The sequence below is a fragment of the Weizmannia acidilactici genome (assembly GCF_008974185.1).
Taxonomy (GTDB): Bacteria; Bacillota; Bacilli; order Bacillales; family Bacillaceae_C; genus Weizmannia; species Weizmannia acidilactici.
The window spans coordinates 1-550 of sequence record NZ_BKZP01000105.1 but is presented as its reverse complement, the minus strand read 5'-3'; the positions used below and the strand labels follow the sequence as shown (position 1 = coordinate 550).

Genomic DNA, 550 nt, shown 5'->3' with positions numbered 1-550 from the left:
GAGGAAAACGAAATCTTAAAAAAAGCTATGGCCATATTCGCAAAGAAGTAGATCAAACCACTGTTATATCCATGATTGACGAGATAAGAGCCAAACACCATTATGACCTTAAAACCATGTGTACGGTCCTTGGCGTGCCGAGAAGTACCTACTATCAATCCAAACAAAAAAAAGAGTCAAAAACAAAACGGGAAAACCGGGAGTTGACAGACAGAATACGAAAAATCCATACGGAAAGCAAGCAGAGGTACGGAGCGCCGAAGATCCGCCATATGCTTGAAAAAGAAGGGCTCAAAGTCAGCCTGAAACGGGTTCAGCGTTTGATGAAGGCTGCAGGCATTTATTCCATTATCAGAAAAAAGTACCGTCCCCATTCCAATAAGGGCAAGATGGAAGAACACGATAACCTGCTGAACCAGGACTTCTCAACGACAACCATCAACGAGAAATGGGTTACGGATATTACGTACATTCATACTTTGAGAGACGGTTGGTGCTACCTGGCTTCCGTAATGGATTTACATTCCAGAAAGATTGTCGGTTACGCTTT

Annotated in this window: 1 protein-coding gene; it reads left to right on the top strand. The window is 42.9% G+C overall.

Annotated features, from left to right (window positions below; translation table 11 throughout):
- Positions 1–71: 71 nt before the first annotated feature.
- A partial coding sequence (locus BpJC4_RS15900; RefSeq protein ID WP_151706249.1) for an IS3 family transposase occupies positions 72–550 on the top strand: 479 nt, incomplete at its 3' end.